The organism is Nonomuraea rosea, assembly GCF_039539705.1.
Classification (GTDB): domain Bacteria; phylum Actinomycetota; class Actinomycetes; order Streptosporangiales; family Streptosporangiaceae; genus Nonomuraea; species Nonomuraea rosea.
This window is the reverse complement of sequence record NZ_BAABDQ010000019.1, coordinates 164,797-189,928: the sequence shown is the minus strand read 5'-3', so window position 1 is coordinate 189,928 and position 25,132 is coordinate 164,797. Positions and strand designations below refer to the sequence as shown.

The 25,132-nt window shown below is 69.7% G+C and carries 20 protein-coding genes; 9 read left to right on the top strand and 11 right to left on the bottom strand.

The features are described from left to right. Positions 1-20: 20 nt before the first annotated feature. The 4 genes from glgX (at position 21) to ABEA43_RS36440 (ending at position 7,456) form a co-directional block, all read left to right on the top strand. On the top strand, positions 21-2,114 hold the full coding sequence (gene glgX, locus ABEA43_RS36455) for a glycogen debranching protein GlgX (protein WP_345569143.1): 2,094 nt from the start codon (positions 21-23) through the stop codon (positions 2,112-2,114). Further along, positions 2,107-4,263 (top strand): malto-oligosyltrehalose synthase, encoded by a 2,157-nt coding sequence (gene treY, locus ABEA43_RS36450; RefSeq protein WP_345569141.1) that lies wholly within the window; start codon positions 2,107-2,109, stop codon positions 4,261-4,263. The genes glgX and treY overlap by 8 nt, the downstream gene beginning before the upstream one ends. Then, positions 4,253-6,061, top strand: a complete 1,809-nt coding sequence (gene treZ, locus ABEA43_RS36445; protein WP_345569139.1) for a malto-oligosyltrehalose trehalohydrolase — start codon at positions 4,253-4,255, stop codon at positions 6,059-6,061. Before treY ends, treZ begins: the two co-directional genes overlap by 11 nt. A 426-nt stretch (positions 6,062-6,487) precedes the next feature. Continuing rightward, entirely contained in the window at positions 6,488-7,456 is a 969-nt protein-coding gene (locus tag ABEA43_RS36440) for a hypothetical protein (protein ID WP_345569138.1), read from the top strand. 216 nt (positions 7,457-7,672) lie between these two features. Here the strand turns inward: ABEA43_RS36440 and ABEA43_RS36435 are convergent, their stop codons facing one another. Together ABEA43_RS36435 and ABEA43_RS36430 are read right to left on the bottom strand one after the other, a co-directional pair. Then, positions 7,673-8,344, bottom strand: coding sequence for a response regulator (locus ABEA43_RS36435; RefSeq protein WP_345569136.1), 672 nt, complete (start codon positions 8,342-8,344; stop codon positions 7,673-7,675). Continuing rightward, positions 8,341-10,014, bottom strand: a complete 1,674-nt coding sequence (locus ABEA43_RS36430) for a sensor histidine kinase (protein ID WP_345569134.1) — start codon at positions 10,012-10,014, stop codon at positions 8,341-8,343. Before ABEA43_RS36430 ends, ABEA43_RS36435 begins: the two co-directional genes overlap by 4 nt. Positions 10,015-10,275: 261 nt before the next feature. On the opposite strand from ABEA43_RS36430, the gene ABEA43_RS36425 reads away from it, so the two are divergent. The 4 genes from ABEA43_RS36425 to ABEA43_RS36410 are packed head-to-tail and all read left to right on the top strand — an operon-like array spanning position 10,276 to position 14,953. After that, entirely contained in the window at positions 10,276-11,310 is a 1,035-nt protein-coding gene (locus ABEA43_RS36425; protein ID WP_345569133.1) for an ABC transporter ATP-binding protein, read from the top strand. After that, positions 11,307-12,389 carry an ABC transporter permease gene (locus ABEA43_RS36420; protein ID WP_345569131.1) on the top strand — a complete coding sequence of 361 codons (1,083 nt, stop codon included), beginning with the start codon at positions 11,307-11,309 and terminating at the stop codon, positions 12,387-12,389. The genes ABEA43_RS36425 and ABEA43_RS36420 overlap by 4 nt, the downstream gene beginning before the upstream one ends. Continuing rightward, positions 12,386-13,813: a S41 family peptidase gene (locus ABEA43_RS36415; protein ID WP_345569129.1), complete on the top strand. Its 1,428-nt coding sequence runs from the start codon at positions 12,386-12,388 to the stop codon at positions 13,811-13,813. The genes ABEA43_RS36420 and ABEA43_RS36415 overlap by 4 nt, the downstream gene beginning before the upstream one ends. A gap of 12 nt (positions 13,814-13,825) precedes the next feature. Then, positions 13,826-14,953 carry an alpha/beta hydrolase family protein gene (locus tag ABEA43_RS36410; RefSeq protein ID WP_345569128.1) on the top strand — a complete coding sequence of 376 codons (1,128 nt, stop codon included), beginning with the start codon at positions 13,826-13,828 and terminating at the stop codon, positions 14,951-14,953. A 124-nt stretch (positions 14,954-15,077) separates the two neighbouring features. Here the strand turns inward: ABEA43_RS36410 and ABEA43_RS36405 are convergent, their stop codons facing one another. Beyond that, positions 15,078-16,679 carry an FAD-dependent monooxygenase gene (locus ABEA43_RS36405; protein ID WP_345569127.1) on the bottom strand — a complete coding sequence of 534 codons (1,602 nt, stop codon included), beginning with the start codon at positions 16,677-16,679 and terminating at the stop codon, positions 15,078-15,080. Positions 16,680-16,794: 115 nt separating this feature from the next. Between ABEA43_RS36405 and ABEA43_RS36400 the strand changes: the two genes are divergently transcribed. Continuing rightward, positions 16,795-17,238, top strand: coding sequence for a GNAT family N-acetyltransferase (locus ABEA43_RS36400; protein WP_345569125.1), 444 nt, complete (start codon positions 16,795-16,797; stop codon positions 17,236-17,238). On the opposite strand, the gene ABEA43_RS36395 is transcribed toward ABEA43_RS36400, so the two are convergent. The 8 genes from ABEA43_RS36395 to ABEA43_RS36360 form a co-directional block, all read right to left on the bottom strand. After that, positions 17,235-17,525: an MTH1187 family thiamine-binding protein gene (locus tag ABEA43_RS36395; protein WP_345569123.1), complete on the bottom strand. Its 291-nt coding sequence runs from the start codon at positions 17,523-17,525 to the stop codon at positions 17,235-17,237. The genes ABEA43_RS36400 and ABEA43_RS36395 overlap by 4 nt on opposite strands. 112 nt (positions 17,526-17,637) lie before the next feature. Next, a complete protein-coding gene (locus tag ABEA43_RS36390) occupies positions 17,638-17,961 on the bottom strand; it encodes a hypothetical protein (RefSeq protein WP_345569122.1) in 324 nt (107 codons plus the stop codon). Between the two features lie 10 nt (positions 17,962-17,971). Then, the gene (locus tag ABEA43_RS36385; RefSeq protein ID WP_345569120.1) at positions 17,972-18,649 is read right to left on the bottom strand and encodes a uracil-DNA glycosylase; all 678 of its coding nucleotides are present in this window, start codon (positions 18,647-18,649) and stop codon (positions 17,972-17,974) included. 69 nt (positions 18,650-18,718) lie between these two features. After that, positions 18,719-20,092, bottom strand: a complete 1,374-nt coding sequence (locus ABEA43_RS36380; RefSeq protein WP_345569118.1) for a M1 family metallopeptidase — start codon at positions 20,090-20,092, stop codon at positions 18,719-18,721. 72 nt (positions 20,093-20,164) lie between these two features. After that, complete coding sequence (locus ABEA43_RS36375) at positions 20,165-21,064, bottom strand: carbohydrate ABC transporter permease (protein ID WP_345569116.1); 900 nt, start codon at positions 21,062-21,064, stop codon at positions 20,165-20,167. Continuing rightward, on the bottom strand, positions 21,061-22,437 hold the full coding sequence (locus ABEA43_RS36370; RefSeq protein ID WP_345569114.1) for an ABC transporter permease: 1,377 nt from the start codon (positions 22,435-22,437) through the stop codon (positions 21,061-21,063). The genes ABEA43_RS36375 and ABEA43_RS36370 overlap by 4 nt, the downstream gene beginning before the upstream one ends. An 11-nt stretch (positions 22,438-22,448) precedes the next feature. Next, complete coding sequence (locus ABEA43_RS36365; RefSeq protein WP_345569113.1) at positions 22,449-23,774, bottom strand: ABC transporter substrate-binding protein; 1,326 nt, start codon at positions 23,772-23,774, stop codon at positions 22,449-22,451. A gap of 7 nt (positions 23,775-23,781) precedes the next feature. After that, positions 23,782-25,032 (bottom strand): ABC transporter substrate-binding protein, encoded by a 1,251-nt coding sequence (locus ABEA43_RS36360; protein ID WP_345569111.1) that lies wholly within the window; start codon positions 25,030-25,032, stop codon positions 23,782-23,784. Positions 25,033-25,132: the final 100 nt, after the last annotated feature.

The window sequence follows — 25,132 nt, the reverse complement described above, 5'->3', positions numbered from 1 at the left end:
GAGACCGCAAGGGAGCCTCGATGATCGAGATCTGGCCGGGAGACCCCTATCCGCTCGGGGCCACCTATGACGGTGCGGGCACGAACTTCTCGCTCTACACCGAGGTCGCCGACGCGGTGGAGCTGTGCCTGTTCGACGAGGAGAACGTCGAGTCCAGGGTCTCGCTCGCCGAGGTGGACGGGTTCATCTGGCACGGCTACCTGCCGGGGATCGGGCCGGGCCAGCGTTACGGCTACCGCGTCCACGGGCCTTACGAGCCGCAGCACGGGCTGCGCTGCAACCCGGCCAAGCTGCTGCTCGACCCGTACGCGATGGCCATCGAGGGCGGCGTGAACTGGCACGAGGCGGTCTACGGCTACCGCTTCGGGCAGCCGGACACGCGCAACGACTTCGACTCGGCCCCCTACGTGCCGCGCTCGATCGTGATCAACCCGTTCTTCGGGTGGGGGCACGACCGGCCGCCGGCGACGCCGTACCACGACACCGTGATCTACGAGGCCCACGTGCGCGGGCTGACGATAAGCCATCCCAAGATCCCGAGGCACCTGCGCGGCACGTACGCGGGGCTCGCCCACCCGGAGATCCTCGACCACCTGACCAAGCTGGGGGTGACGGCGCTGGAGCTGATGCCCGTCCACCAGTTCGTCACCGACCACATCCTCGAACAGCGCGGGCTGTCCAACTACTGGGGCTACAACTCGATCGGGTTCTTCGCCCCGCACAACCGCTACTCCAGCCAGGGGCAGCGCGGCGGGCAGGTGCTGGAGTTCAAGGCCATGGTCAGGGGCCTGCACGAGGCGGGCATCGAGGTCATCCTGGACGTCGTCTACAACCACACCGCCGAGGGCAACCACCTGGGGCCGACGCTGGGGTTCAGGGGGATCGACAACCCCGACTACTACCGGCTGGTCGAGGGGGACAAGCGCTACTACATGGACACGACGGGCACCGGCAACAGCCTGCTCATGCGCTCGCCGCACGTCCTGCAGATGATCATGGACTCGCTGCGTTACTGGGTCATCGAGATGCACGTCGACGGGTTCCGCTTCGACCTGGCCTCGACCCTGGCGCGGGAGCTGCACGAGGTCGACCGGCTGAGCTCGTTCTTCGACCTGGTGCAGCAGGACCCCGTGCTGTCGCAGGTCAAGCTCATCGCCGAGCCGTGGGACGTGGGTCCCGGCGGCTACCAGGTCGGCAACTTCCCCTCCCGCTGGACGGAGTGGAACGGCCGCTACCGCGACACGATCCGCGACCTGTGGCGCGGGCAGGCGGCCACGCTGCCCGAGTTCGGGTCCAGGTTCACCGGGTCGAGCGACCTCTACCAGGACGACAGCCGCCGGCCCGCCGCCTCGATCAACTTCGTCACCTGCCACGACGGCTTCACCATGCAGGACCTGGTCTCGTACAACGGCAAGCACAACGAGGCGAACAAAGAGGGCAACCGCGACGGCACCGACGACAACAGGTCCTGGAACTGCGGCGAGGAGGGCCCCGGGGGCATCAGCATCGAGTCGCTGCGCGAGCAGCAGAAGCGCAACTTCCTCACCACGCTCTTCCTGTCCCAGGGCGTGCCGATGCTCTCCCACGGCGACGAGCTGGGCCGCACCCAGCGCGGCAACAACAACGGCTACTGCCAGGACAACGAGCTGACCTGGGTGGACTGGTCGGACGTCCGGGAGAACTGGCTGCTGCTGGAGTTCACGCAGAGCCTGGCCGAGCTGAGGAAGAAACATCCCGTATTCCGGCGCAGGAGGTTCTTCTATGGCAAACCGGTGCGCGGTTTGAGCGACATCGCGTGGCTCACCCCCTCCGGGGAGGAGATGAACGACGGCGACTGGAACGTGGGATACGCGAAGTCGCTGGCCGTCTTCCTCAACGGCGACGCCATCACCGAGCCGGACCGCCGAGGCCGGCCGATCAGGGACGACTCGTTCCTGCTGCTGTTCAACGCCCACTACGACACGATCAAGTTCCAGATCCCCAAGGACTACGGCGAGATGTGGCACACGGAGATCGACACGGCCATGCCGATCAGGCTCGACGCGCGGATGTGCCGCGCGGGCGAGGGCGTCGCGGTGCCGGGCCGCAGCGTGCGGGTGCTCCGCCGTGTCTAGACCGATCTCGACCTACCGGGTGCAGCTCACCCCGGACTTCGGCTTCGCGCAGGTCGCCGAGATCGCCGGCTACCTGCGCGACCTCGGCGTCAGCCACGTCTACCTGTCGCCGATCCTGCAGGCCACGCCCGAGTCGCGGCACGGCTACGACGTCATCGACCATTCCAGGATCAGGGACGAGTTCGGCGGGGCGACGGGGTTCAGGGAGATGGCGCAGCAGCTCGCCGCCCATGACCTCGGCGTCGTGGTGGACATCGTGCCGAACCACATGAACACGGTCAACGCCCAGTTCTGGTCGGTGCTGAAGGACGGGCCCGGGTCGCCGTACGCGCACTGGTTCGACATCGACTGGAACGACGGGAAAGTGGCGCTGCCCGTGCTCGGCGACGACACCGAGCCGGTCGTGGACGGCGACGTGCTGCGCTACCACGAGCACGTCTACCCCCATCCCGGCCACTACCGGCTGGTCGACTGGCGGGAGGGGCCCGGCTACCGGCGCTTCTTCGACGTGTCGTCGTTAATAGGGCTCCGCGTCGAGGACCCGTCCGTGCTGTTCGCCACGCACGAGGTGTTCTTCTGGCTGCTCGACGAGGGGCTGGTCGATGGCCTGCGCGTCGATCATCCCGACGGGCTGGCCGATCCGCGTGGCTACCTCGAACGCCTGCGTGCCCGCGTGGGCGAGACCTGGATCGTGGTCGAGAAGATCCTCATCGGCCCCGAGCGGCTGCCGGACGACTGGGCCTGCGACGGCACCACCGGCTACGACGTCCTCAACCGGGTCAACGGCCTGTTCGTGGACCCGGCGGGCAAGGAGCCGCTGGTCCGGCTGTTCGCCGAGCTGACCGGGGGGCCTGAGGACTACCGGCCCGTGATGGCGCAGGCCAAGCGGGAGGTGCTCGACCTGTTCTTCGGGGCGGAGGTGGACCGGCTGGCCAGGGCCGCCGCGAGCGACCCCGCCGCCGTGCGGGAGCTGCTCGCCGCGATGCCGGTCTATCGCGCGTACGTGGTGCCGGGGGAGGAGCCGCCGCCCGAGTCCGCGGAGATCGTCGAGCTGGCCGCCGAGGCGTGCTCGCCCGCCGTGGGGCCGCTCGTCCGAGAGGTCCTGTACGGCTCCGCCGAGGCGATCACCCGGTTCCAGCAGTCCTGCGGGCCTGTCATGGCCAAGGGTGTGGAGGACACTGCGCTCTACCGGTGGTATCCGCTGGCCTGTCTCAACGAGGTCGGGGGCGAGCCGGATGTGTTCGGGGTGGGGGTGGAGGAGTTCCACGACTTCTGCGCCGAGCTGCTCCCGTACACGATGACCACGCTGTCCACGCACGACACGAAGCGGTCGGAGGACGTGCGGGCGCGGCTGTCGGTGCTGTCGGAGCTGCCCGGGGAGTGGGCCTCGGCGGTGGCGCGGTGGTCGGCGGAGGTGTCCTTCGATCCCTGCCTGGACTACCTGGCCTGGCAGAACCTCATGGCGGCCTGGCCGATCTCGGCCGATCGGTTCGCGGACTATCTGATGAAGGCGGCGCGGGAGGCCAAGACCGCTATTTCCTGGATAAATCCGGATCCGTCCTATGAGCGGCGGTTGCGGGAGTTCGCCGAGGCGGCCGTCCGGCTGCCGATCGGCGAGTTCACCGAGCGGATCGAGCCCTTCGCGGTGTCGAACTCGCTGGGGGCCAAGCTCGTCCAGCTCATGATGCCGGGGGTGCCGGATGTGTACCAGGGCAACGAGACCACTGACTTCTCCCTGGTCGATCCGGACAACCGGCGGCCGGTGTCCTACCCGCGCAAACCGGAGACCTCGTGGGACGCCGCCAAGCTGCTGGTCACCACACAGGCGCTGCGGCTGCGGCGCCGGCTGGGGGGCGCGGCGCCGTACCTGCCGCTGCGGGCGGAGGGGGAGGCGGCCGAGCACGTGATCGCCTTCGCCCGGGGGGCGGTGGCCGACGGGCGCGAGCGCGCGCAGGCGGTCGCGGTCGCCACCCGGCTGCCGGTACGCCTGGCGGCCCGCTCCGATACGGGTTGGGGGACGACGACGTTGAGCTTGCCTGCCGGGAGCTGGCGCGACCTGCTCACCGGCGGCCTCTACACCGGGCGGATCCCGCTCACGCACCTGCTGGGTCAGTATCCAGTCTCACTCCTGGAGCGACATGATCTTTAAGGTCTGGGCACCGAAGGCCACTGCCGTCGAGGTGGACGTCGCGGGCGCCGCGGACGTTGCGGACGTCGCCGTCGGCGGCCAGGCCGATCAGGGCGATCGGGGCGAGCCGGGCGATGGGGGTGTTCCCGGGGTTCTGGGCGAGCGCCGGGCCATGTCGCGCGGGGAGGGGGGCTGGTGGTCGGCCGAGGTGGCCGAGGCCGGGCACGGCACCAGGTACGCGTTCGTGGTGGACGGCGACGGCCCCTACCCCGATCCGCGCTCGCGCAGGCAGCCCGAGGGGATCTTCGCGCACAGCGCCGTCTACGACCATGCCCGCTTCACCTGGTCCGACCACGACTGGAAGGGTCGGGACCTGCGCGGGGCGGTGATCTACGAGCTGCACGTGGGCACGTTCACGCCCGAGGGGACGTTCGTGGCGGCCATCGAGAAGCTGCCGCACCTCGTCGAGCTGTGCGTGGACTTCGTGGAGGTCATGCCCGTCGCGCCGGTGCCCGGCGGGCGCAACTGGGGATACGACGGGGTGGATCTGTACGCGGTCAACGAGACGTATGGGGGGCCTGACGGGCTCAAGTCGTTCGTGGACGCGTGCCATCGGGCCGGGATCGGCGTCATCCTGGACGTGGTCTACAACCATCTGGGGCCGTCGGGGAACTTCCTGCATCCCTTCGGGCCCTACTTCTCCGGATTTGCGGGCAGCTACTGGGGCGAAGCCGTCAATCTGGACGGGCCCGGGTCCGACGAGGTCCGGCGCTACTTCATCGGCAACGCGGTGCAGTGGCTGCGCGACTACCACATCGACGGGCTGCGGTTGGACGCCGTGCACGCGCTGCACGACAGGCGCGCCACGCATCTGCTGGCGGAGCTGTCGGAGGAAGTGGACACGCTGGCCTGCTCGGTCGGGCGGCCCCTGTCGCTGATCGCCGAGTCCGACCTGAACGATCCGCGCATGATACGTCCCCTGGAGGCCGGCGGCCTGGGCATGACGGCGCAGTGGGACGACGACGTACACCATGCCCTGCACTGCGCGGTGAGCGGCGAGGGGCACGGCTACTACGCGGACTTCACCGACCTGACGGCGCTGGCCAAGGTGCTGACCGCCGGGGTCCTGCACGACGGGTCCTATTCGAGCTTCCGCGAGCGCTCGCACGGGGGGTCGTTCGCCGGCGTGCCCGGCCACCGGCTGGTGGCCTGCCTGCAGAACCACGACCAGATCGGCAACCGGCCGGCCGGGGACCGGCTGCCGATGGCCGCACTCAAGCTGGGGGCGGGGCTGCTGCTGACCTCGCCCTTCACGCCGATGCTGTTCATGGGGGAGGAGTGGGGGGCGCGCTCGCCGTTCCTGTTCTTCTCCGACCATGTCGAGCCGCAGCTGAGGGAGAGCGAGGGGGATCGGCGAGGGCGCGAGTTCGACGGCTTCGGGTATGCGTGGGACGCGCCCGACCCGTCGGACGAGGAGACGTTCCTGCGCTCGAAGCTGGACTGGAGCGAGGTCAAGGAGGAGGCGCACTGGTCGCTGCTGTGCTGGTACCGCGACCTGATCGCGCTGCGCAAGGCCCTGCCCGAGCTGTCGGACCCGCGGCTGGACCGGGTCAGGGTGGAGGCGGATCCGCTGGGGAAGTGGCTGCTCATGTGGCGGGGAGCGCTGGCCGTGACGGTGAACTTCTCGCCGGAGTCGGTGACGCTGCCGCTGCCGGAGGGGACGGTGCTGCTGGCCTCGGACGAGCCGGTGGTGGCGGACGGGGAGGGCCTGCGCCTGCCCGGCCAGGCCATGGTGATCTACCGAACCACCCCCTCGTAGCCCCTGCCCGTCCCTGTACATCGGGCCGATGCACTCGGGGACGTCCCGTACGTCGGGTCGATGCATCGATGGGTGGAGCATGCCCCTTCGCCGGTGGGGCGATGCGTGGGAAGACGACGGCCCCTCCTCGGCGGGGCGCTGCGAAGGAGACGAGGACCCTTGCACCCACGGGGTGAGGCGTGGGGAGACGACGGCCCTTGCACCCACGGGGTTAAGCGTGGGAGGGCGATGGCCCTTCGTCCACGGTGTGAAGCGTGGAGTGGCATCGGGCCCTTCATTCACAGGACTTCATCCACAGGAGTCGAGAGGCCAATCCCCCCTTTCCACAGAACCGCGTTCGGCCCCATCCTCACCCCACCACTTCATCGATCCTGAGTGCCTCACCACTCCGACCCCGTTCTCGATCTCTCTCGGAAGCAGGCACCCATGAAGATCGCTCTCCCGTTGCCGGGCACCCTGACCTCCCTCTTCATCGTGGCCATGGAGCACCTCATGTTCGACGTCGAGTCGTTCGTGCCCTGGCGCATCGGCGGGCCGTACAGAAAGGCGGCCATCAGCGCGTCAAGCACGGGCGCCCTGACCGTGACCCACCACCCGGCCCCGTGGAAGCCGGCCGGAGCCACCTTCACGGACGACGAGAGACGCCACCTCCGGCGCACGAAACACCACGTCGTGCTGTCCACCACGGCACCCCCGCACGATCTCCCCGCCAGCGTCCAGGCGGCGCGGGCGGCGGCCAGAGCCCTGGCCCGCGAATGCGACGGCCTGCTGATCGACCCGCTGACCGGCGCCACCATCCTCACCTGTGGACGATGCGCGGGCGAGCCGACCGGCTTCCGTCTCAACGACGACTGGCTGGCCTGGGACGTTCAGGTCCACGACGCCGCGACCTGCCCGCCGTGGGACCCCGCCGACACGGGCGTCTGCGACTGCCTCCGCGTCACCTCGCGTGGCCTGCGCCGCTTCGCCCTGCCCGAGATCACCCTCGACGGTGCCGCCTGCGCCCACAACCTGTGCGCCACCAACCTCCTGCGCACGGTGGCCAACCGCCTGATCACCGACCATCTGGCATACGTCACCACCCACCCGGGAGCCGCGGAGCGCAAGATCGACGACTTCCTCCAGATCCAGCCGTCGGATCAGTCGGACGGCGGCCAGCCCTTCGCCGTCCAGCTGACTCCGTACGACATGGACCTCGGGGAGCTGGGCCGCACCGGCAGCATCCGCCGGCTCAAGGTCGGTCCCGCGCCGGGCACGGGCCAGGTGGCGTGCCTCAAGGTTGGCCCGCCGCCCGGCTTCACCGGCTCACTGAACGAGTGGCTCTGCGCCACCCAGAAAGCCGGCCACGCCGCACTGACGCTGATCGACCCCCACACCCCAGCCCTCGCCGCCTGACACCTCCCCGGCCTGTCGCTCCACGTAGCCGACTCAATCGAGAACCGTTGTGACGCTGAGCATGCGTTGAGACGACGATCAGTGCGCCGTGGGCCGGCTACGGGGCCGGCATCTGGGACTTCTCGGAGGCCTTGGTGGCCAATCCCTCCAGGACCTCGACAGCACCCTTCAGCCGTTGACCGGCCGCGGTGAGCTGGGTGGCCACGTGGAGCCAGGTCAGCCGGTGCCACCGGGAGAGATCAGGCCCGTCTCGTAGGCGACCACCACGGCTTGGACACGGTCACGCAGGTCGAGCTTGGACAGGATGCTCGCGACGTGGGTCTTCACCGTGGCCACGCTGAGGGTCAGCTGGCCGGCGAGCTCGGCGTTGCTCAGACCGGTGGCGAGCAGGCGCAGCACGTCCAGCTCCCGGGGCGTCAGCTGGTGCAGATCGCGGTGCAGGGTGGGCTTCGCCTCGTCGCGGCGGGCGAATCGCTCGACCAGGCGGCGGGTGATGGTGGGCGCGAGCAGGGCGTCGCCGGAGCGCACCAGACGCACCGCGGCCACCAGGTGTTCGGGCGAGACGTCCTTGAGCAGGAACCCGCTCGCCCCCGCGGCGAGCGCGGCGTACACGTAATGGTCGAGGTCGTAGGTGGTCAGGATCAGCACACGGGTGTCCTCCGAACCGCCCGCGAGGATCCGCCGGGTGGCTTCGAGGCCGTCCATCTGCGGCATCCGGATGTCCATGAGCACGACATCGGGCCTGGTACGGCGGACCGCGGCGACGGCTTCGTCCCCGTTCGCGGCCTCGGCCGCCACTTCGATGCCGTTGGCGGTGAGGATCATGCGGAATCCCGTGCGTACCAGTGCCTGGTCGTCGGCGATGACGGCGCGCAACCGGTCGGTCATGCGGTCCTCCACGGGACGCGGGCCTTGATCCGGAATCCGCCCTCGGCCGTCTGTCCGGCGTCCAGGGTCCCACCATAGACAGCGAGCCGCTCCCGCAGCCCGATCAGCCCCCTGCCACCGCCCGTCTGCAGCCCGATCAGCCCCCTGTCGTCGCCGGTCTGCAGCCCGATCAGCCCTCTGTCGTCGTTGGCTCGCGGCCCGACGAGACCTTTGCCGTCGTCGGTCCGTGGCCGGCCCCGACCTCTGCCGTCGCTGGTCTGCGGCCCGATCGGCCCCCTGCTGCCGCCGGTCCGTGGGCCGGCGGCCCGGGTCCCGCCGGTGTCGGTCACCTCGATCTCCAGCCAGTCGCCGTCATGGCCGATCGTCACGGACGCGGCGGCCCCGGGCGCGTGCTTGATCGTGTTGGTGAGGGCTTCCTGTACGACGCGGTAGACGGCGAGGTCGATCCCGGGAGGCAATGGCCCGGGTGGCGACACCGCGACGCGCACCGGCACTCCGGCGGCGCGGACTCGTTCCACCAGACCGTCGAGCTGGTCGAGCCCGGGTTGGGGTTCGAGCCCGTCGGACGGCCCGTCGAAGCGCTCGCCACCTGGGCCGGCGAGCAGGCCCATGACATGGCGCAGCTCGGCCATGGCGGCCCGGCCGCCGGACTCGATCGCGAGCAGGGCCTGCTTCGACTGTTCGGGCTCCGCGTCCATCACGCTGCGGGCCGCGCCGGCCTGGATCACCATCACGTTGACATTGTGGGTCACCACGTCGTGGAGCTCGGCGGCGATCCGGGACCGCTCCTCGGTGACCGCCCTGCGCATGGCGTCCTCCTGCGCCTGCTGCAGCTCGGCGAGCCGGCGGCGGCTGGCTCCTAGCTGCCGCCGCCAGAAGCGGACGAAGCTCCCGAGGACGCCGACGCTCAGCAGAACGACGAACGGCCCCATCCAGCCCGGCAGCGCAGGCGCGATGTCCCCGAACCCAGCGCCGGCGAGCCCGGCCGCGAACACGAGGCCACCCATCGCCAGGATGCGGTGACGGCTGTGAGCGGCGGCGCCGTACGCGGCGACGGCGCAGGTCAGTACGGTGATCCAGGTCGCGTCCTCGTGCGTGGCCCGGGCCGCCACCAGCACCACCCAGAAGGCGATGAGCGGGTATCTGCGCCGCACCGCCAGCGGCAACGCCGTCAGCGCCACGAGGAACGCGGGCGCTTCGTGGGACGGAAGCCGGGCGAGCGGGTCGCCGGAGCGTGGGGGCAGGTCGTTGGACAGGACGCTGGGAAGCGGTGCGTGGCCGGCCGGGGGATCAGGCCGGAGCCGCAGATACTCGATCGCATCAGGCTGACGCACGGTAGGGCCGGTCGCTGGATCGTTCGCCGACACGGTCACCGCGATGACCGTCAGGACGATCGCGATCACCACGTCGGCGGCGAGCGCCCTGCGAGACAGCCTGTCGGGTCCGTCGCCACGCCGCGCTGGCGTGTCCCGGGCGTCGCGCCGTTCTGGTGTGTCCCGGAGGCCGCGCTGTCCTGGCGTGTCCCGGGCGTCGCGCCGTTCTGGTGTGTCCCGGAGGTCGCGCTGTCCTGGCGTGTCCCGGACGTAGCGCTGATCTGGGTAGTCCTCGTTCAGCCGCCTGTACAGGTCGAGTACATGCCGCCACCAGGGCCGTCGTTCACCGGTTTCCACCGGCACATTGTCACGCCTGCCCCGTCTGCCCCGCATCGGCCGTCGTGACGGGTTTCACGGTCTCCGGGACTAGGTCGCAGGGATGAGCCGGCCGCCCCTCGCTCTCAGGCGGTAGGTGATCTCGCTTTGACGGCCGACGCGCACCGGCATGTGCGGTGCCTAGTTTCGTTCCCGGCACCACGCCGCCATGGAGTCGCGACCTCGGCGACCGAGGCGCTGTTCATGACCACCTTTCGGACCACCCTTTCAGGAGGGCATGGCGTGACTTCTGTCCTGAAGGCCCAGGCATTGGGCAAGAGATACGGCCGGCGCTGGGCGCTGCGCGAGTGCACCATCGACATCCCGGCGGGGCACGTCGTGGGGTTGGTGGGTCCCAACGGAGCCGGCAAGTCCACGCTGCTGAAGCTGGCCAGCGGCCAGCTTGAGCCGACCGCGGGCGGCATCACCGTGCTCGGCGGCCGGCCGGGCGGCACGCCCGCGCAGCTGGCCAAGGTCGGGTTCGTCGCCCAGGAGACCCCCGTCTACGCGGGCCTGACCGTCGCCGAACACCTGCGGCTGGGAGCCCGGCTCAACCCCCGCTGGGACGACGGCATGGCGCGGGAACGCATCGCGCGGCTCGGCCTCGTCCCCACGCATCGGGCGGGGAAGCTGTCGGGTGGGCAGCGCGCCCAGCTCGCCCTCACCCTGGGCCTGGCCAAGCGGCCCGACCTGCTGATCCTGGACGAGCCCGCGGCCGCACTCGACCCGCTGGCCCGTCACGAGTTCCTGCAAGGGCTGATGGAGGCCGCCGCCGAGCACGAGCTGAGCGTGGTGCTCTCCTCCCACCTGGTCTCCGACCTGGAACGGGTTTGCGACTACCTGATCGTGCTCGTCGACTCCCGCGTCCAGATCGCCGGGAAGCCCGATCAACTGCTGGCCACTCATCACCGGCTCACCGGCCCACGCCGCGATCCCGACGGCCGGCAGGAAGCCTCTGCCCGGCATTCCGCTCGGCTTCCCGATGGTGCGCATGCGGTTGTTGCTCAGCATCGCGACCAGGTCTCCGACAGTCGGCACGAGGTCTCCGAGGGTCGGCACGAGGCCTCCGCTCGGCGGTCCGATCGGCTTCCCGGTGGTCTGTACGTGGTTTCCGCGCGGCACACCGACCGGCAGAGCACGTACGTGGTCCGTGCCGACGGCCCGGTCCATGACCCCGCCTGGACGGTCGGCCGGCTCAGCCTGGAGGACCTCGTCCTGGCCTACATGGATCAGCGCACCGCCGAGAACCGGCGGGCCGCCCCGGAGGTGCAGGGATGATCTGGCTGACCTGGCGGCAGTTCCGTGGCTCGGCCGCGATGACGGCCGCCGTACTCGTCGTCCTCACCGCCGTGCTGGCCCTGACCGGCCCGGATCTGGCCTCCCGTTACACCGCCGGGATCGCCGGCTGCACCCCGGACAACACCTGCGACGGCTTCTTCGACCGCTTCTTCGACGAGTACCAGCTCCCCTTCCTCGCCCTCACCCTCGTCGTGCTGATCCTGCCGGCGCTGGTCGGGCTCTTCTGGGGAGCCCCGCTGATCACCCGCGAGCTGGAGTCGGCCACGCACCTGCTGGTGTGGAACCAGAGCGTCACCCGCGCCCGCTGGCTGGCGGTCAAGCTCGGGCTCACCGGCCTGGCGGCCATGGCCGCCGCCGGCGTGTGCGGGCTCGCGGTGACCTGGTGGTCCGATCCGCTGGACAAGTCAGCTGTTCCGGAAATGGCCCAGATGTCTCCTCTGGTGTTCGGCGCGCGCGGCATCGCCCCGATCGGGTACGCGGCCTTCGCCTTCGTCCTCGGCGTGACCGTGGGCATGCTGGTAGGCCGCACACTGCCCGCCATGGCCCTCACCCTGGCCGCCTTCGCCGCGATCCAGCTCGCCATGCCGCTGCTGGTCCGGCCCCACCTGATGCCCCCGGTCAGCGCGACCTTCGAGCTCAACCAGACGAACGTGGACAGCCTCCACATGCAAGGGCAGGGAGGCGGACCTGTTCAGGTTTTCCTGAGTACGTCCGCCGTTCCCGGCCACGCGGGCGCCTGGGTCCTGTCCAGCGACCTCCTCGATCCCGCCGGACGTACGACCGCAGGCAGCGACGATGGGACCAAGGGGCCATCGTCGACGATCGAGCGGTTCATCCCGGTCTCCACGACCTCAGGTCCCTGCGCATCCTCAGCGGGACGAACGAGCACCGACGCGTGCCTGGCCGAGATCAACCGGCTCGGCTACCGGCAGCAGGCGACGTACCAGCCTCTTGAGCGGTTCTGGCCTTTCCAATGGATCGAGACCGGGCTCTACGCCCTGCTCACCCTCGGCCTGACGTGGTTGTCCTTCTGGTGGATCAGGAGAGGCTTGTCATGACCGTCGCCAGGATCGCGGCCGCCGGGCTCGCCCTGCTCCTGGCGGCGGCCTGCACGGCACCGGCGCCGCCGCGCGGCGGGGCGGGCACGGCGGCAGGCACGGTCTGCGCGCCTCCTCAGGGACCGTCCAAGGCTGAGACGCCCACCACGATCGACGTGATCGAGCAGGCGTACTTCTGCATCCTCGGCAACCACTACAGCGGCACCACCCTGGACGCCCGCGCGCTGCTGACCGCCGGATTCGCCGCCTTGACCCAGGAGCTGAACCGCAACGGGCGCGACCTGCCCGAGGCGAGCATGCCCGCGCTCACCGGCGATCGGAAAGCCGACTGGGCCGCTTTCGAGGCCGTCTACCGGAAGATCACCGATCAGGTCTCCGGTCTGCGCGACAAGCTGGCCGTCGTCACCCTGGAGGCCATCGTGGCCGCCCTCGGCGACGATCACGCGGGCTGGACGCACGACGTCAAGCAGCCGCCGGACCACTACGACGGCGACAGCTACGGCCTGGGTCTTGCGGCGAACGTGGACGCTTCGCAGGCGGACGGCAACCTCGGCGTCGCCGTACCGCCGCTGTTCGTCACCACCGTGCTGGGCGGCGCGGCGCAGGCGGCCGGGCTGCGGCCGGGCGACGTCGTCGAATCGGTCAACGGGTCGGCGCCGTTCATCGACGGCCAGGCCACCCCCGCGATCGCCGCCCTCTACCCGCAGTATCCGGAAGCGCGCCCGGTGAAGCTGCGCCTCCTGCGGCAGAGCACCGGACGCCGCTGGAGCGTGACGCTCAAGCCCGGCCTCTACCAGCGGGACCTGGCCGCCCTGCAGGTGGTGCGGTCGAAGCTGATGGACGACACCGCCTACGTACGGGTGACCGGATTCGTGCCCGACTCCGCCACCCGGGTGCTCAAGGCGATCTCCAGGCTGCGGAACGGCCGGACGCTCAACGGCGTCGTACTGGACCTGCGCGGCGGCAGTAGCGGCAACGGCGGCGGCAGCCCCACGGAGGCGACCCGGTTGCTGAGCGCGTTCGTCCACGGCAAGGTCACCGCCTACCACTGCACCGTGGACGGCACGTGCGCGGCCGCGCGGACCGACGACACCGTCGAACTGCTCGGCCTGCCGCTGATCGTGCTCACCGACCGTGGCTGCGCCTCGGCCTGCGAGCTCTTCAGCTCCGCGGTCAAGGAGCTGCGCATCGGCCGGCTGATCGGCACCAGAACCGCCGGCGCGATCTCCGGGCCGGCACAGGCGTACCTGCTCGGCGACAACACCCTGCTGAGCCTTCCCGCCCAGCACCACCTGGGGCCGAACCGCGAGGTCATCGACGGGATCGGCGTGCCGCCGGACCACTACGCGCCCCTGACCCCCGAGGACGCGGCCGCCGGGCGCGACCCCGCTCTGGCCAAGGCCCTGGCCCTGCTGCACAAGTGAATGGACCTCTCCATGAGACAGATCCTGGCCGTCGCCGCCGGACTGGCCGTCCTCGCCGCGTCCGCCTGCTCCGCGCCCGCGCCGCCTCGATCCGCCGCCGCGTCCGCCACGCCGGCCGGGCCTGCGGCTCTGCCCGCCCCCACCGGCGACCATCCGGTCGGCACCACCGCCCTGTACCTGAAGGACACCTCCCGCCCCGATCCCTGGAACCTCGACGCCGACGCCAGAGAGCTCAAGGTCACCCTGTGGTATCCGACCGAGCAGCACGACGGGCAGCGGGCGCCGTACATGACACCCAAGGAATCGGAGCTCCTGCTCAAGGGCACCGGGATCGCGAGCGCGCCGTACGACACGCTGCGCAAAACCCGTACGAACGCCATCAAAGACGCCGAACCCGCAGGGGAGAAGCGGCCGCTGGTGGTGCTCTCACCCGGCTTCACCAAGCCGATGAGCACACTGACCTCCCTGGCCGAGGACCTGGCCAGCCGCGGGTACGTCGTGGCCGGGATCGATCACCCCTACGAGAGCTACGCCACCACCTTCCCCGGCGGGCGGGTGGCCGAATGCCTCGCCTGCGACAGCAACTCCGATCCCGGCTTCGGCGCGGGATTGGTCCAGGGCCGGGCCGCCGACGTCTCGTTCGTGCTCGACCGGCTGCCCGCGAAGTGGCCGATCGACCGCTCCCGCATCGCCATGGTCGGCCAGTCGATCGGCGGGTCCAGCGCCATCGCGACCATGCTCGAAGACCCCCGGGTGCGGGCCGGGATCGACATGGACGGGACCGCCTACGCCCGGATCCCCAAGAGCGGGCTCTCCCGGCCGGTCATGTTCCTGGGCTCGGCGCAGCACGTCTCCGGAGGCCCCTTCCCCACGTGGGACCGCGACTGGAAGCTGCTCACCGGATGGAAGCGGTGGATCGTGCTGTCGGGCGCGGAACACCAGTCCTTCACCGACACCCCGCTGCTGTCGGACGCCCTCGGCATCAAGCCCACTGCGGGCGTCCTGTCCGCGGCGCGCGCCGCCGAGCTCACCCGCACGTACGTGGCGGCCTTCCTCGACCAGCACCTGAAGGCCAAGCGCCAGGCCATCCTGGACCAGCCGTCCCCGCGCTACCCCGAGGCCACGTTCTGCCCTGACTGAAGCCGCCGGATGGGATGCGGATTCAGGCGCTCGTGCCGCTGGGGCCCGGCGCCGGAGGTGGTGGGGGCGCCGGGCCGGCTCAGGAGGACGCCGTCAGCGGATTCAGTAGCTCGCGCCGCCGCCGTCAGCGGTTGAGGAGCTGTCGCAGGACCTGTTCCAGGATGGCCGCCGGGTCCGGGACCCCCTCCGGGGAGCGCCAGGCCACATACCCATCGGGCCGGACCAGGACGGCGCCGCCCCCGCGGACGCCGTACCGCTCCTGGAAACGCCCCTCCACGTCCACCAGCTCCTCATCCACCACCACCCGCGTCAGCTGCACCCCCAGCCGCTCCTTGGCCACGCGTCCGGCGTCCATCCAGGCCTGGCCGCCCTGCTTGGCGGCCAGGAGGACGAAGCCGGAGCCGAACAGGTCGATGGTGGAGATGTGCTGCCCGTCCCAGTCGAGGATCACGTGGGGGGCGCGGCTGCCGGGGCGGCCATGAGGTACGCGGGGGTCCTCCAGGAGCGAGCCGTCGTCGCCGGGCTCGTTCAGGATCGCCGTGGAGTGGTAGCGGTAGCCGATGAGCGCGCCCACCGGGTCTTCGAGGGGCTCCGGGTAGCCGATGCGGGCCGCGGGCGGCATGCGTACGCCGAGATTGGCGAGCTGGGCGTCGGCCGTCAGCGTGCCGATCGGGCGGCGTTCGGCGTCGTAGGTGTCCAGGAACGCGGGACCCGCCTGGCCCGTGAGCACCAGCCACAGCCGCCAGGCGAGGTCGCAGCCGTCCTGGAGCGCCGTGCTCCCGCCCTGCCCGCCGGTGGGCGGCATCGTGTGGGCGGCGTCGCCGGCGAAGAACACCCGGCCCGACCGGTAGCTGTCGGCGACCACGTGCGCCATCGCGAACGTCGTCTTGTCCAGGATCCGTACGTCCAGCTCCGGCCGGCCGGTCGCGATCCGTGCCAGCTCGACGCAGCGCTCCTCGGTGAAGTCCGCCTCGCTCTCGCCCTTGGAGGCGTCGTAGTTGACGCCGAGCACGTGTGCCCCGACGCCGGTGCCGGTCACGATCACGCCGGTGAAGACCTCGTTCTGCAGGTACCAGAGCGTGACCTCGCGCTCGCGGACCAGCCCGGTCAGGTCGGCGTCGAACATGATCGAGCACATCTGACCCAGCTCGCCCTTGCCCGAGACGGGCACGTCGAGGAGGGCGCGCAGCGGGCTGCGGTAGCCGTCGGCGGCCACGACGTAGTCGGCCCGCACCACGCGGTCCACGCCCTCGGCGCGGATCACCGCCGTGACGCCGTCCTCGTCCTGGTCGAGCGAGCGCAGCTCGGTGGAGAAGCGCAGGTCGGCGCCCATCTCCTCGGCCTTGGTCCGCAGGACCCGCTCGACCTCGGCCTGCGGGGCGCCCACGTTCGCCGCGGGGGTGATGTCGCGCAGGAAGGCCAGCTCCTCGGCCTCGTCGCTCATGATCATGTGAGGCTCGGGATCGGTGAGGGTCTGGGCGATCGCGATGCGCATGTTCTCGCCGATGCCCGCCCAGATGTCGCTGAGCTCCTCCTCCACGCCGGGCAAGGGGCGCAGCAGTTCGACGGCCCGTGGGCCGACGCCGAACGCCTTGGGCTGGATCGAGGTGCCCGGATGGCGTTCGACCAGCATGACGGGAACCTCACGCCAGGCCAGGAGTGCCGCCGCGCTCAGTCCCGCGTACCCACCGCCCACTACCAGGACGGATACTCGCTCCTGCTCCATTGATCTCCACCTCCGATAACGCGTACTATCGCGTTGTGTCGAGCGACACGATATGTCGCGTCTTGAGGGAGGGTCAAGACATATCTCGAAATGCCGGTCTTCTAGGCTGGCCCGCATGCTGATCGTGGACTGTGACCCCGCCGACGCCGACCTCACCGCCCTGCTCGACGCGGCCTTCGCCGAGCTGGTGGCCAAGTACGGCCCCGAGGGCCGCTCAAGCGTGCACGCCGACGCGGCGTACCTGGTGGCCACAGATGACGGGACCGCCGTCGGCTGCGGCGCCGTTCAGCCGCTGGAGGGGACGACGGCGGAGCTCAAGCGCATGTACGTCGCCCCCGCCCACCGCGGGCGCGGCATCGCCAGGTCCCTGTTGCGGGCCCTGGAGGAACGCGCCGCCGCGCTGGGCTACGAGCGGCTGCGCCTGGCGACCGGCGTCAGGCAGCCCGAGGCCATCGCCCTGTATGAGAGCTCCGGATATGTCCGGATCGCCCCCTACGGCAAGTACGTGAACGAGCCGCTCACCCTTTGTTACGTCAAGAACCTGACGGAAGGGCGCTAGGAAAGGTGGCGCTCCAGGGACTCGATCTTGGTCGTCATGCCGTCCGTGACCCCCTCGCGGACGTCCGCCTTCAGCACCAGGCTCACCCGGGGCGCGACCTCCGCCACGGCTTCCACGGCCCGCTTGACCACGTCCATGACCTCGTCCCAGTCACCCTCGATCGTGGTGAACATCGCGTCGGTCCTGTTGGGCAGGCCGCTGTCGCGGACCACCTTGACGGCGCGGGCGACAGGCTCGGCGACTCCCTCGCCGACGCCCAGCGGGGTGATGGAGAATGCGACGATCACGGCGTGCCCCTCTTGCGGCTCACTAGGACTTTCGATCTTAGCGAGACCATGCGAAAAGCCACGACGCATCCAAGCGTCGTGGCCGCCCGCCGTTCGTCAGGTAAGCCACGCGTCACGCGTGGTCGTGCTCCTCTTCGTCATCTTCCTCGCTCGGCCCTTCGGACGGCTCCACCCCGAGAACGGCCTCACGCGGCTCGATCTCGGTGATGTGCTCAACGAGCTGCAGCACGTGGTCAGGCTCGATCAGCCACTGCAGGGCAGAGGCGCCGCTCTCGTCGGAGCCGACCAGCTCGGCCTGCTCCGTACGCTCCTCTTCGGTGAGATCGGCGTCGGGATGCCTGATCTCAGCCAGCGCCGCCGCCTGCAGCGCGTCCACGTCGAGCACTTCCACGGTCAGCTCGACCGTGAGGCGCAGGAACTTCGGTTCATCACTCATGGCGACGATGCTAGGGCAGCTTCCACTCGACAGGTGCGGCGCCTTGCTGGGTCAGCAGCTCATTGGCGCGGCTGAAGGGCCGCGAGCCGAAGAAGCCGCTGCGGGCCGACAGCGGGGAGGGGTGGGCGGACTCGACGCGCGGCACGTTGCCGAGCATCGGCGCCAGGTTGCGCGCGTCGCGGCCCCACAGGATGGCGACCATCGGCTTGTCGCGGGCCACGAGGGCGTGGATCGCCTGCTCGGTGACCTGCTCCCAGCCCTTGCCCCGGTGCGAGGCGGGCTTGCCGGGCATCACGGTGAGCACCCTGTTGAGCAGCAGCACGCCCTGATCGGCCCACGGCGTCAGGTCGCCGCTGGCGGGGCGGGGGAGGCCGAGGTCGGTCTCCATCTCCTTGTAGATGTTGACCAGGCTGCCCGGCAGCGGCCGCACGTCGGGGGCCACCGAGAACGACAGCCCGACGGGGTGGCCCGGCGTGGGGTAGGGGTCCTGACCCACGATCAGCACCTTGACCTCGTCGAAGGGCTGGCTGAACGCACGCAGCACGTGCGCCCCCGCGGGCAGGTATTGCCTGCCTTCGGCGATTTCCTTGCGCAGGAACTCGCCCATCTGGGAGATCTGCTCGGAGACGGGCTCAAGCGCGTTGGCCCATCCGGCTTCGACGACTTCGCTTAGTGGACGACCTGCCATGGCCGTTGAGCTTAGCCAGGTCTGGTACGGCTTGCGGCCGAAACGTCGGTTCAAGCCGTACCAGAATGATCACAACGACGGCTTGCCGGGCTTGAAGAGCCAGGCGTCGAAGAGGGCGTCGAGCTGTTCGCCCGACACGCGCTCGGACAGGGCGATGAAGGCGGCGGTGTCGGCGTTGCCGTACTTGTGCTCGGCCGCCCACGCGCGCAGGATCGCGAAGAACGCGCCCTCGCCGACGTCGCGGCGCAGGACGTGCAGGGTCATCGCGCCCCGGTCGTAGACGGGGTCGTGGAAGAGGTTGGCGGGGCCGCCGGGGTCGGCGGGCGGCGTCTGCCAGAACTCGTCGTCGGCCGCCCTGGCGTACGCCTCGTCGAACGACGCCTGCACCGTCTGGGTGCCGAGTTTGTCCGCCCAGAGCCATTCGGCGTAGGTGGCGAAGCCCTCGTTGAGCCAGATGTCGCGCCACAGCGTCGGCGTCACCGAGTCGCCGAACCACTGGTGGGCCAGCTCGTGCGCGAGCAGCGACTCGCTCGGCGCCCGCGGGTACAGGGGCCGGGTCTGGGTCTCCAGGGCGTAGCCGACCTCGGGCGCGTCGTCGACGATCGCGCCCGTCGAGGAGAACGGGTACGGCCCGAAGACCGAGCTGAAGAAGTCGAGCACCGGCGGATGCCGTCCGGGCAGGCCCTGGGCGTCCGCGGCCAGCGCGGGATCGACGGCGGTGGTCACCCGGTAGCCGCCGATCCGGCTGTCGGAGAGCTGGAACTTGCCGATCGACACCGTGGCCAGGTAGCTGGCCATCGGCTCCTTGGAGTCCCACACGTACGTCGTGCGCCCGCTCTTGCGCACCTTCGACACCAGGTCCCCGTTGGCCACCGCCACGCGGGTGCTCGGCACGGTGACCGTGAAGCGATAGGTGGCCTTGTCCGTCATGTGGTGGTTGCCGGGGTACCAGGTCATCGCGCCTTGGGGCTCGTTGGCGTTGTACACGCCGTCGCTCGTCCGGATCCACCCGTCCATCGAGCCGTCGGGGTCGAGGACGTGGGCGGGCCGGCCGTCGTACCGGACCACGACGGAGAAGCCGCGCCCGTCGCGCAGCCGGAACCGTGGCGTCACCACCAGCTCGGAGCCGCTCTGCGTGTAGGCGGCGGGCCTGCCGTCCACGGTGACGGACCGCACGGACAGCGTGCTGACGAGATCCAGGTTGAACCGGCTCAGCGCCTGCGTGGCCCGCGCGGAGACGCGCGTGACGCCGGACAGGCGGTTGGAGCCCGGGTCGTAGTCCAGCCCCAGGTCGTAGTGGCCGGCGTCGTAGCCGCCGTTCCCCTGACCGGGGAAGTACGGGTCGCCCGCGCCTGGGGCGCCGGGCGTGCCGTCCTGGGCGACGGCGGGGGTGAGGGGGAGTGCGATGAAGGCTGCTGCGGTGAGAGCGAGAAGACGCTTCATGAAGACTCATCGAGCCCGCGTGAGCAGGTGTTACGGACGCCCGCCCCCTGGAGGAGGCGGGCGCCCGTCAGGTCACTTGACCGATCCGGCCATCATGCCCTGGACGAAGTACCGCTGGAAGGCGAAGAACAGCACCAGCGGAATGATCAGCGACAGGAACGCACCGGACGAGAGGATGTCCACGTTCGACCCGAACTGCCGCATCTGGGACTGCAGGGCCTTGGTCATCGGCTGGTTCTCGGTGTTGGCGAAGACCAGCGCGATGAGCATGTCGTTCCACACCCACAGGAACTGGAAGATGCCCAGCGAGGCGATGGCGGGCTTGCCCAGCGGGAAGACCACCGACACGAAGATCTTCCACTCCGGCGCGCCGTCCATCCGCGCCGCCTCCAGCAGCGAGGCCGGGATGCCGACGAAGAAGTTGCGCAGCAGGAAGATCGCGAACGGCAGCCCGAACGCCGTGTGGAACAGCACCACACCCGGGATCGAGCCGAAGATCCCGACGCCGCCGTAGAACGACGCGATGGGGATCAGCGCGATCTGGATCGGCACGATCAGCAGCCCGACCACGACCAGGAACCCTGTATCCCGCCCGCGGAACTCCATCCACGCGAACGCGTACGCCGCCATCGCCGCGATGCCGATCACCAGGATCGTGGTCGGCACCGTGATGGCCACGGTGTTCCAGAAGGACGCGGTGAAGCCACTGGCCAGCAGGTTCGTGTAGCTGGAAAGGGTGAGCTCGGCCGGCTTGGTGAAGATCGTCCACCAGCCCTCGGCGTTGTTGACCTGCGTCGTACGCAACGAGACGACGAACAGCCCCAGCGTCGGCACCAGCCAGAACAGGCCCAGCAGCACCATCACCACTTGGACGACGCCACTGCCGAGGCGATCGACGATCCTGCCCGCCAGCCCCCTGCGCGGCGCACCCGCCTCCAGCCCGGCAGGCGCCGTAGCCGTCGCGGTGCTCATGCGTTCTCCCTTCTGAACCGGCGGATGTTCATGACCATGAAGGGGAGCACCAGAATGAGCAGGAAGATGGCCAGCGCACTGCCCAGCCCCTGGTTGTTCCCGCCGCCGAACGACACGCGCCACATCTCCAGCGCGACCACGTTCGCCTGCGGCTGGACCGAGGCCGGCGCGATGATGAAGACCAGGTCGAACACCTTCAGCGTATTGATGATCATCGTCACGAAGACGACGAGCAGCACCGGCGACAGCAGCGGCACGGTGATCCTGCGGAACACCTGCCACTCCGAGGCGCCGTCGATGCGGGCCGCCTCCAGAGCGTCGCGCGGGATGGCCGCCAGGCCCGCCGCGATCAGCACCATGGCGAACCCGGCCCACACCCAGACGAACGCGCCGATGATGGCGGGGGTGATGAGCGTGGGGCCGAGCCAGGTCAGGCCGCCGTAGGAGGCCTCGAAGTTCGACTGCGGGAGCCGTACGACGTAGGACCCGGCGGGCAGTCCGTCGAAGCGGAACGTGCCGTCCACGGCCGTCGTGGCGGTGCCGGCGACCTGGCCGTTCTGCACCGCCTCGACGGTCATGCCCGGCAGGCCCTTCTCCGTGCTGTCCAGGGCGCCGCTCTGGCCGCCGCCGCCGGCGGTGAAGTCGAACCAGACGGTCCCGGAGACCCCGGTGCCGGCCGCCGGGGCCTGAGCGGTCTGGGCGTTGCCCGGCATGACCGCCGGCTTGACGCCGACGATCGGGATCAGCACCGGCTGGCCGGCCTGAGCGGGCTGCTTGGTGACGACCGCGCCGTTCTGGGTGGCGACCGGTGACTGGTCGCCTTCGCGCGCTCGCGCCTCGGGGTAGCCCTGCGCGGAGGAGAACGTGTCGTGCACGGTGGTGAGCACCGCGTTCGCCAGGCCCTTGTCCGGGTTCTCCTCGTAGACCAGGCGGAAGATGACGCCGGCCGCCATCAGGGAGACCGCCATCGGCATGAAGACGATCAGCTTGAACGCCGTCGCCCATTTGATGCGCTCGGTCATCACCGCGAAGATCAGCCCCAGCGTGGTGACCACGATCGGAGCCACGACAACCCAGATGAGGTTGTTGCGGATCGTGGTCAGCATGCTCATGTCGGAGAAGATCGTGACGTAGTTGCCCAATCCCACGAATCCGCTGCCGGTCGAGTCGAACAGGCTGCGGAACACGGAGTAGACGATCGGATAGACCACCCAGATGCCCAGCAGCAGCGCCGCCGGGAGGAGGAAGGCGACGGCGACCGCCGGCGATGGGCCGATGCGATAGGTCTTACGGGGGGTTTCAGCCGGTCCGGTGGAGGCCCCACCCGCGATGTCCGCGGGCGGGTCCTGCGGGCCGTTCAACCGTTCGGTCACGGCCTTACCTCTTACTTCCAGGCCTTTTTGGCCTCGTCTTCGAGCTTGGTCTGAGCGCCCTTGATGTCGCTCGGGTTACGCAGGAAGTCCTGCAGGACCTTCCACTCGCCCTTGCCGTCGGTGCCGCCGAACGCGCTCGGCGCCAGGTCCGACATGTCGTAGCGGACGGCGTCGCCGGCCGAGACGATCGTCTGGCCGAGCTGCTTGGTCAGCTCGTCGGGGTAGTTGTCGGGGGAGACGTTCTTGTTGGGCGACAGGTAGCCGGGGAGCTTGGCCCAGATCTCGCCGCCCTCCTTGGAGGCCAGGAACTCCACCAGGGCCATGGCGCCGGGGGAGTCCTTCATCGCCACGGCGACGTCGCCGCCGAGCACGACCGGAGCGGTGTCACCGGCCTTGGGGAACGGGAAGTACTTGGCCTCCTCGCCGACCTTGGCGCCCGACTGGTCGGCCTCGACGGCCACGAAGTCAGCCTCGATGATCATGGCCGACTTCTTCGTGCCATAGACCTTGCTCACGCAGGTGGGGAAGTCGGTCTGCATGGTGCCGGAGGTCCCGTCGACCAGGAACTCCTTCTTGCCCGCGATCTGCGCGATCTTCTCGAGCGCCGTGGTCACCGAGGGGTCGGTCCACGGGATCTCGTGCTTGGAGAGCTTGTCGTAGTTCTCCGGGCCCGCGGTGGACAGGTAGACGTTCTCGAACAGGTCGGTCAGCGTCCATCCGGAGGCCCCGCACAGCGAGAACGGCGGCGTGCCGGAGTCGGCGATCGTCTGGGCGGCCTTGATCAGCTCGTCCCAGTTCGTCGGCGGCTGCACGCCGGCGTCGTCGAACGCCTGACCGCGATACCAGATCAGCGACTTGTGCGCCGCCTTGATCAGCACGCCGTACACCTGGCCGTCGACGGAGCCCAGCTCCTTCCAGTACGGCGTGTAGTTGGCGTCGATCTCCTTGGTGACGGCCTCGGTGAGCGGCTTGAGCGCCTTCTGGTCCGCGTACTGCTTGACCAGGCCCGGCTGGGGCAGGATCGCCACGTCGGGCGGGCTGCCGCCCTGGATGCGCGGGCCGAGGTAGGCGCCGGTGTCCTCGCCGGTGGAGGCGTAGGTGACCTGAGCGCCGGTCTTGTCGGAGAAAGCCTTGAGCACCTGCTCGAAGTTCTTCTGCTCGGCGCCGGTCCACTTGGCGGCCACCTCGAGCTTGACGCCCTCAAGCGTCTTGCCGCCCGCGGCGGGGGCCGAAGCGGAGCCCGAAGCGGTGGGCTGTGTGGTCGTCGGGGCGTTGCCGCAGGCGGCGACGGCTACCGCGAGCCCGGCCAGAATCGCTGCTGCACTGGCTTTTCGCATGGCTGCCTCACTGGGTTCTGATGATCTCTTCGAGTTCGGACTTGATGGAGGCCGCGACGTCGTCGGCGGTCTCGGTGGAGGGGTTGCCCAGGGCCTTGGCGACCGAACTGGCGATCACCAGGCTCAGCTGGTTGTAGTTGGCGCTCGCCGGCCGTGGCTTGGCGGCGAGGATGCTCTCCTTGAGTGCGGGCAGGTACGGGAAGCGCTTGATCAGGGCGGGATCGTCGTACAGCTCTGTCCACACGGGCGGGAAGGAGCCCTCGGTGAGCACCCGGCGCTCGTTCTCCAGGCTGGTGAAGTAGCGGATGAACTCCTGGGCGGTGTGCTGGTGCTTGGAGTAGGCGCTGATGGCGAGGTTGGCCCCGCCGAGCGAGCTGGACCCGGGACCGTTCAGTCCCGGCAGCCTGGTGACCGCGAACTTGGCGCCCAGCTCGGCCCTGGCGGGACCGTACGCGTGCGGCCAGTTGCGGGCGAAGGCCAGCCGGCCCTCCTGGAAGGCCAGGCGCGTCTCCTCCTCCTTGAAGCTCAGCGACTCCTTGGGTATCCAGCCCTCGCGCATTCCCTGGAGCAGGAAGTCGAGCGCCAGCTTGCCCTTGGCGGGGTCGAAGGTCACCTTCGTGCCGTCGCGGCTGAGAATCTGCCCGCCGGCGGACTGCACGGCTTCGGAGAAGTTGACGGTGAGCCCCTCGTACGCCAAGAACTGCCCGGCGTACCCTCCGATGTCATGCTTTTTCGTGATTTCTCGTGACTGGTCGCGAAGCTCGGCCCACGTCTGCGGCGGCTTCTTGACCAGGTCGGTGCGGTAGTAGAGCAGCCCGGCGTTACTGGTGTAGGGGACGGCCCAGAGCTTGTCCTTGTAGACGGCCGTCTCCACGACCGGCGGCAGGAACCTGTCGAGCGGGAACAACCCGCGCTCCAGGGGGATGATCCAGCCGTTCTCCGCGAACTCGGCAGTCCACACCACGTCGAGCCCCAGAACGTCGTAGCGATTGCTCCGGGCCTGGAGGTTGGCCACCATCTGGGCGCGTTGCTCGTCGGCGGCCTCGGGCAGCTCCAGCAGCGTCACCTTCTCGGCCGGGTGGGCCTGGTTCCAGCGATCCAGCAGGGGTTGCAGGTACGCCGTGGTGTCGCGTCCGGTGGCGAACGTGATGGGCCCTGTTCCGCCCGTCTCCGTCTCGCCGCCGCCCTCATTGCTCGAAGCCGCACATCCGGCCGTCGCCAGAAGCACGACCAGTACGAGCGGAAGCGAGCGCAGCACTCTGTTTCCTCCGTATTCAGAGTGGATACATACGTGTTAGGTAGATGCATTCATGTTATGCACACATGTAATCTGTAGGTCAACGGATAACTCCGTAACG